The 6,773-nt window shown below is 68.9% G+C and carries 7 protein-coding genes and 1 pseudogene; 5 read left to right on the top strand and 3 right to left on the bottom strand.

All coding sequences use genetic code 11. The features are described 5' to 3' along the window. Positions 1–323, bottom strand: a pseudogene (locus tag IP78_RS06040) (histone deacetylase family protein); the annotation flags it as partial. A gap of 65 nt (positions 324–388) precedes the next feature. Between IP78_RS06040 and IP78_RS06035 the strand changes: the two are divergent. The 5 genes from IP78_RS06035 to IP78_RS06015 all read left to right on the top strand — a co-directional run bounded on the left by IP78_RS06035 (position 389) and on the right by IP78_RS06015 (position 4,514). Next, a complete protein-coding gene (locus IP78_RS06035) occupies positions 389–916 on the top strand; it encodes a GNAT family N-acetyltransferase (RefSeq protein WP_054110799.1) in 528 nt (175 codons plus the stop codon). Positions 917–937: 21 nt separating this feature from the next. Further along, on the top strand, positions 938–2,116 hold the full coding sequence (locus tag IP78_RS06030; RefSeq protein ID WP_054110798.1) for a VWA domain-containing protein: 1,179 nt from the start codon (positions 938–940) through the stop codon (positions 2,114–2,116). 66 nt (positions 2,117–2,182) lie between these two features. Further along, entirely contained in the window at positions 2,183–2,683 is a 501-nt protein-coding gene (locus IP78_RS06025) for a hypothetical protein (RefSeq protein WP_054110797.1), read from the top strand. Between the two features lie 66 nt (positions 2,684–2,749). Then, a complete protein-coding gene (locus IP78_RS06020; protein WP_054110796.1) occupies positions 2,750–3,616 on the top strand; it encodes an alpha/beta fold hydrolase in 867 nt (288 codons plus the stop codon). Between the two features lie 64 nt (positions 3,617–3,680). After that, positions 3,681–4,514 carry an aldo/keto reductase gene (locus tag IP78_RS06015; protein ID WP_054110795.1) on the top strand — a complete coding sequence of 278 codons (834 nt, stop codon included), beginning with the start codon at positions 3,681–3,683 and terminating at the stop codon, positions 4,512–4,514. 10 nt (positions 4,515–4,524) lie between these two features. Here IP78_RS06015 and IP78_RS06010 read toward each other — a convergent pair whose 3' ends face one another. After that, entirely contained in the window at positions 4,525–4,941 is a 417-nt protein-coding gene (locus tag IP78_RS06010; protein ID WP_231680935.1) for an MAPEG family protein, read from the bottom strand. A gap of 2 nt (positions 4,942–4,943) precedes the next feature. After that, positions 4,944–6,773, bottom strand: a complete 1,830-nt coding sequence (locus IP78_RS06005; protein WP_054110794.1) for a M14 family metallopeptidase — start codon at positions 6,771–6,773, stop codon at positions 4,944–4,946.

Genomic DNA, 6,773 nt, shown 5'->3' with positions numbered 1-6,773 from the left:
CCCGCCACGGCCCTGACCGCATCGATGACGGCTCCGGCCGCCAACCGGGCGGCGCGCACGCTACCGGGAGACAGGACCGTGTCGGCGTCCAGCTGAGCCAGACCCGTGCTCGGCGAGGCGTTCAGAATGCGGGCCACATAATCGGTCGGGTGCACCCTCTCCAGATCGGCGACCTCGGCCTCCGTCGCGGCCCTGCGGTCCAGAGACAGGCCAGCGTCGTCCAGCGCGGCCAGCACAGCGGCCAGGCGCTCCGGCCGTTCCGGGTGGCCGACGCCGGGGGCGTGCTCGGCCATGTCGGGATGGGTGAACAGGGCGACGGACATGGCGGCGGACACTAGGCGGAGTCCCGCCGCTTGTCGCCAGCCGGATCAGCCCCTAATCGCGCGCCATGAGCGATGTCGTCATCCGAGCCCCCTCCCCCGCCGACGCCGAGGCCCTGGGCGCGCTCGGACGCCAGACCTTCATCGACACCTTCGTGACCGGATTCGGCATTCCCTATCCCGAGGATGATCTGGCGGCGTTCCTCGACGCCAGCTTCAGCCCCGAGGCCACGGCCGCGAAACTTACCGAACCGGGCGCGGCCTGGTGGGTCGCCGAGCGGGACGGCGCCCTGCTGGCCTTCGCCAACGCCGGGCCGAACACCCTGCCCCATCGGGACGCCAGCACCAGCCATGCCGAACTGCGGCGTCTATACGTGGCCAAGTCGGCTCAGGGGCTGGGCCTCGGGACGAAGCTGCTCGCCCTGTCGCTCGACTGGATGGAAGCGAACACCGACGGCCCGCTATGGATCGGCGTCTGGAGCGGAAACCTAAAGGCGCAGAAGCTCTATGCCATGCACGGCTTCGAGAAGGCGGGCGAGTATCAATACCCCGTCGGCGCCTGGCGCGACGACGAGTTCATCTTGCGTCGCGGCTGATCCGGGGACACGGTTCGACCCATGCTCCTCCCCTTCTTCACCGCCCTGAAGGACGCCCGCGTTCCCGTCTCGATGAAGGAATGGCTCCACCTGATGGAAGCCATGGACAAGGGTGTGGCCGGGGGCCGGGTCGAGGACTTCTACCACCTGTCGCGCGCGGTGCTGGTCAAGGACGAGAAGCACTATGACCGGTTCGATCAGGTGTTCGGCCAGGTGTTCAAGGGCATCGAGACCGTCGGCGCGGGCGAGGAGCCGACGCTGGACGTGCCGGAGGACTGGCTCCGGCTGCTGAACGAGAAGTTCCTGACCGACGCGGAGAAGGCCGAGATCGAGGCGCTGGGCGGCTTCGAGAAGCTCATGGAAACGCTCAAGCAGCGGATGGAGGAGCAGAAGGGGCGCCACGAGGGCGGGTCCAAATGGATCGGCACGGGCGGGACCAGCCCCTTCGGTCACGGCGGCTATAATCCCGAGGGCGTGCGCGTCGGCGGGCCGGGCCGTCAGGGCCGCGCGGTCAAGGTCTGGGAGAAACGCGAGTACCGGAACCTGGACGACACGGTCGAACTGGGCACCCGCAACATCAAGGTCGCGCTGCGCCGTCTGCGCCGCTTCGCCCGCGAAGGCGCGGCCGAGGAACTGGACATCGACGGCACCATCGACGGCACAGCGCGCCAGGGCTGGCTGGACATCCAGATGCGGCCGGAGCGCCGCAACACCATCAAGGTGCTGCTGTTCCTCGACGTCGGCGGGTCGATGGACGGCCACATCAAGCTCTGCGAGGAGCTGTTCTCGGCCGCCCGGACCGAGTTCAAGAACCTGGAGTTTTTCTACTTCCACAACTGCCTCTACGAGGGCGTCTGGAAGGACAATCGCCGGCGCCACACCGAGCGGATCCCGACCTGGGACCTGCTGCACAAGTACAATGGCGACTGGCGCGCCATCTTCGTCGGCGACGCGACCATGAGCCCCTATGAGGTCACCATGCCCGGCGGCTCGGTCGAGCACTGGAACGAGGAGGCCGGGGCCGTCTGGATGCGTCGCGCGCGGCTGCAGTGGGACAAGTCGGTGTGGCTGAACCCGGTGGCGGAGCGGTACTGGAGCTATACCGCCTCGGTCGGCCTGCTGCGCGAGATCATGGACGAGCGCATGTATCCCCTGACTCTGGACGGGCTCGACAAGGCGATGCGGGCCCTGACCCGCTGAGGCGGATTGGCCGTCGCGGAAACCGGCGTTTCATGCGAGAGTGGAGGCGTTCCGGAGGACCGCGCCATGCCGACCGTCTTCGCCCTGCTTCTCGTGCTTCAGCAAACGCCCGGGGCGGTCGTCTGGGAGACCCCGCCGCCGGACGTCGTCGAGGCGGTCGAAGTCGCCGACGCTCCGGACCTTCCGGCCTGGGCACTCGCCGATCCTTTCGGCTGGGAGCGGTCGCAGTGCAGCCCCCTGGTGCGCGGCGACGAGCCCATGGCCGCCTGCCAGTCCCGGGTGCGGGCCGACCTGTCGCTGGCGCTCGGCGACCGGCTGCCGGCGGGTCTGCGGCCGGCGGATGCCCCGACGCCATGTCAGGCCACGCCCAGCGCCGACGGCTCCTTCCCCGTCGAATGCCGCGAGCCTGAGCGGCGCGTCGCGGCCGCCAACACAGTCCAGGACCAGGTCTGCGAGAGCCGACCCCGGCGCGAGGGCGGGGCGGTCGCCTTCGTCACAGAGTGCCGCCCGGCGGGTGCCTCGCCGGAGCGTCAGGGCCTGCGGTTCCGCCTGCCCATCGGGGACTGATCCCCGCCTCTTGACCTTCCCCAGCGTCACCGTGTCAGGTTCGTTTCCAAACAGGACGGACCTCCGATGGCGCGCACCGATCTCATCCTCCGCGACCTGACGGCGCCCGCCGCCGACGGCTATCCGCTGTCGATGCGTCTGATCTCCGCCCCGGAGCCGACCCACGCCGTTCTGGTGACGTCCGGCACCGGTTTCCCCAAGGGCTTCTACGAGCGGTTCGCGCGGCATCTGGCCGGACGCGGCGCGGCGGTCCTGACCCACGACATGCGCGGCATCGGCGGGTCGCGGCCCGAGGATCTGGCGGCGATGCGCATGACCTATGAGGACTGGGGTCGGCTGGACATGCCCGCCGCGCTCGAGGCGCTGATCGCCGAGGCCCCCGGCCTGCCCGTCACCCATGTCGGCCACAGCGTGGGCGGCCACTTCGCCGGCTTCATGCCGAACCACGCCAAGATACGGCGCCATGCCTTCGTCGCCGTCGGCTCGGGTTACTGGCGCAAACACCCGCTGAGCTACAACCCGGTCGAGCTGTTCTTCTGGTGGGGGTATGGCCCCTTCAGCCTGGCGCGCCATGGCTACATCAAGGGCGGCGGCTTGTGGCGGGGGGCCGACCTGCCGCGCGGGGTGTTCCTGCCGTGGCGGAAGTGGTGCCACGATCCGCGATACTTCGGCGAGCGGCTGCTGACCGAGCTCCAGCCCAACCACTTCGCCGAGGTGACCGCGCCGATCCGGTCATGGATCTTCACCGACGATCCGATCGCCAACACTCGCACCGGGCCGGACATGCTGAAGGTCTATCCGAACGCGCCATCCGAGCTGGTCGTGCGTCGACCAGCCGACTACGGCGTCGCCCGGGTCGGCCACGAGGGCATGTTCCGGCGCGGCATGGAACCGGTCTGGGACGAAATCGCGGACTGGCTGATGGTTGGCTGAGACTGGCGAGGCGCTCGGCCCGGCTTATATCCGGCCTCTTCCCCGAACGACGCTGGAGTCCGCCATGACCGACCAAGCCACGATCACCGTCGACGGTCTGACCATCCCCTTGCTCGGCTTCGGCACCTGGCAGCTGGAGCCGGCGGACGCGCGGCGCATGGTCGCCGAGGCCCTGAGCATCGGCTACCGCCATATCGATACGGCCTGGATCTACAAGAACGAGGCGGCGGTCGGCGATGGTATCCGCGATTCCGGCGTGCCACGCGACCAGATCTGGCTGACGACCAAGATCTGGGTCGCCCATTTCCAGCGCGACCACCTGTTGGCCCAGGCCGAAGAGTCGGCAGAATGCCTGGGCTTCACGCCTGACCTCCTGCTGCTGCACTGGCCCAAGGTGAAGCCGTCGATCCCCGATACGATCGCCGCTCTGAACGAGGCGATGGAGCGGGGCCTGACCCGGTCCATCGGCGTGTCCAACTATCCAGCGGCCCAGTTTCGCCAGGCCCAGGCAGCATCGAGCGCCCGGATCATCACCAACCAGGTCGAATACCACCCTTATCTGTCGCTCAAGACGCTGCGGGCGACGGCGGCGGAGCTGGGGTCCTCGATCACCGCCTGGTCGCCGTTGGCCCAGGGCCAGATCGCCGATGATCCCGTGATCGGCGAGATCGCGGCGGCGCACGGCAAGACGCCAGGCCAGGTGACCCTGCGCTGGCTGATCCAGCAGAACGTCATCGCCATTCCGCGCACCGTGAAGCCGGAGCGGGCCGCAGAGAACTTCGACATCTGGGACTTCGAGCTGTCGGCCGAGGAGATGGAGCGCGTCCACGCCCTGGCGCGGCCCAACGGCCGGCTCGGCGATTGGATCGACAGGGACTTCGTCTGGGACGCGGACTAGCCGCCGCGTTTCAATGCGGCGCGATGAAGGCGTGCACGACCAGCATCAGGGCTGCAAGGAACAGCGACAGCCAGGTCAGCAAGATGCCGAAGACTCGCGCCGTCGTGGCCCGGTCCCCGCGCAGACCCGCCGCGTGCAGCACGCGTCCCAGCAGTAGCGGCGCGCCGACCATATGGATGCCGACCGCCGGCATGCCCAGCGTCGCCAGGATGGCCATGGCCGCGACACCGACCGGGATGTACTCCGCCGCATTGCCAAACACGCGGCTCTTGAGCGCCAGATCGGGATCACCGCCGTCGCCCAGCGACACCCTCCGCGAGCGCCGCGCCAGCGCCACCCGCATCGACAGGACCACCAGCAGCAGGAGCAGCAGCCCGCTCCACAGCGCCGCCGCCTCCGCGCCGCTCAGGGTCCCGTCGATCATCATGCTCAGCCCTCCCGACCGACCGGATAGAGTCGGTAGCGGTCATCATAGAACGGCGTGCGCTCATAGAACCACTGCAGCCGCGCATCCCCGTTCGCCGCGAAGGCCGGGTCGGCGGCCAGCCTCGCCTCGAACTCGGCCTTCAGCGCCGGATCGGCCGCCAGCATGGCCTCGGCCAGCGGCGCGATGGCATAGCCCTCGATATACTCGACGCGGCTGAGGACCTCCGGGACCAGGCCCCAGGCGAAGAAGCTCTCGTTGGACTGCGGTTCCAGCAGCAGGACCGCGATGTCGCCGAGCGGCTGATCCGTTGGCACGCGCACGGAGCCGGGCGCCCAGGTCCAGTCGCGCTGTTCCGCCTCCACCGTCTGGACGCTCATCTGAACGTGGCCCTCGTTGGCGCGGGTGGCGATGACGGGATCGACCAGACGAAGCATGGAAACCGAAACGGTCCTCGGCGTCTCCAACGTCTCCATCTGCAGCCCGTGGATGCGCAGCCGCTCGATCAGATCGGCGCGGTGGGCGGGCACCCAGTAGGCGGTGGGTCGGCGCAAGGTGAGCGAGGGGCGCGATCCGAAGAAGGGCACCTGCCACAGCTGGGGATCGGGCCGGCCCAGCCAGCGGATCTCGGTCCGGCCGGACGCGGGGCTCTCGTAAGTCTCGTAGAGTACGCCCCGGAACGCGCGGGTCTCCAGCGGCGTCGGATCGGGGACGAAATTCGCGGGAATCTCGGCGGGCCTCAGCGCCCGGTCGGCGGAGATGGCGGAGCGGACGGCGGCGCCCTCTTCGGCCAGCAGGCGCAGGGAGGCCTCGATCAGGACATAGGTCCCAAGGACGCGCTGTTCATAGGGCTTGAGGCTGTGGTTCTCGATCAGGACCGTCGGCACATGCGCCGCCGCGCCCCAGCCGTTGGAGAAGCGCTCGCCCAGACCGCCATCCGACAAGCCCGCGCGCGGATTCTCATCATTGACGCCGAACACCAAGGGGCCCGGGATGTGCCCCTGCTCTTCCAGCGCCGCGTTGATCGCCGGCTTGAAGCGGTCGTCCAGCCATTCCGAGATCGCCGGCGAGCGGGAATAGACCCCGTCCTCGCCGTTAAATCCGAAGGTGATGTCGTACTGGTAGTCCATGCCGTCGGTGACGTGGATGTCGAGATACAGGTCCGGATCCAGCCGGTTCATGAAGGCCCGGAGCGCCCGCATCTCGGGCTGATCCAGCTTCAGGAAGTCGCGGTTCAGGTTCTGGTTGGTGGCGGTGTTCCGCCAACCCTGGATGCGCGGCCCCCGCTGGTTGGGGCGGGAATAGGCGCTGGCCCGCTCATGGCCGTCGACCGACAGGATGGGGATCAGCACCAGGTTGACGTCGTCGATCAGCCCGCCCTTGTCGCCGAAGGCGATGTCGCGCAGCAGCATCATCCCGGCGTCCTTGCCGTCGATCTCGCCCGGATGGATGCCGGCCTGAGCCAGCAACACGGGCTTGAAGGGATCGAGCGTCGCCCCGTCGCGGCTGGCGATGACGGCATAGATCGGACGGCCCTCCGGCGAGACGCCGAACGCCTCGATGCGGATCAGCTCGGACGCCGCGTCCAGCCGGTCGAACCAGGCGCGGGTGGCGGCGTAGTCGGGGCTGTGGTTCCGCTCCGGATCGCGCTCGAAGTCGGTGATCCAGGGATTGGCGGCGTCCGCCAACAGGCTGCGGCTCGCGCCGTCCCAGGCCAGAGCGGGAGGCAAGAAAGCCTGGTCCCACGGGGCTGCGTTCGGGACGTTCTGGGACATGGCGGGGCTCACGCTACTGGAGAGGGCGGCGACGGCCGCGAGGATCAGGATAGGGCGCAT

The organism is Brevundimonas sp. AAP58 (genome assembly GCF_001295975.1).
Classification (GTDB): domain Bacteria; phylum Pseudomonadota; class Alphaproteobacteria; order Caulobacterales; family Caulobacteraceae; genus Brevundimonas.
This window is presented reverse-complemented; position numbering and strand designations above follow the sequence as displayed.

Coding starts and splice junctions, on each gene's coding strand:
- IP78_RS06035 (WP_054110799.1), top strand. CDS start 389: ATGAGCGATGTCGTCATCCGAGCCCCCTCCCCCGCCGACGCCGAGGCC.
- IP78_RS06030 (WP_054110798.1), top strand. CDS start 938: ATGCTCCTCCCCTTCTTCACCGCCCTGAAGGACGCCCGCGTTCCCGTC.
- IP78_RS06025 (WP_054110797.1), top strand. CDS start 2,183: ATGCCGACCGTCTTCGCCCTGCTTCTCGTGCTTCAGCAAACGCCCGGG.
- IP78_RS06020 (WP_054110796.1), top strand. CDS start 2,750: ATGGCGCGCACCGATCTCATCCTCCGCGACCTGACGGCGCCCGCCGCC.
- IP78_RS06015 (WP_054110795.1), top strand. CDS start 3,681: ATGACCGACCAAGCCACGATCACCGTCGACGGTCTGACCATCCCCTTG.
- IP78_RS06010 (WP_231680935.1), bottom strand. CDS start 4,941: ATGATGATCGACGGGACCCTGAGCGGCGCGGAGGCGGCGGCGCTGTGG.
- IP78_RS06005 (WP_054110794.1), bottom strand. CDS start 6,773: ATGCGCCCTATCCTGATCCTCGCGGCCGTCGCCGCCCTCTCCAGTAGC.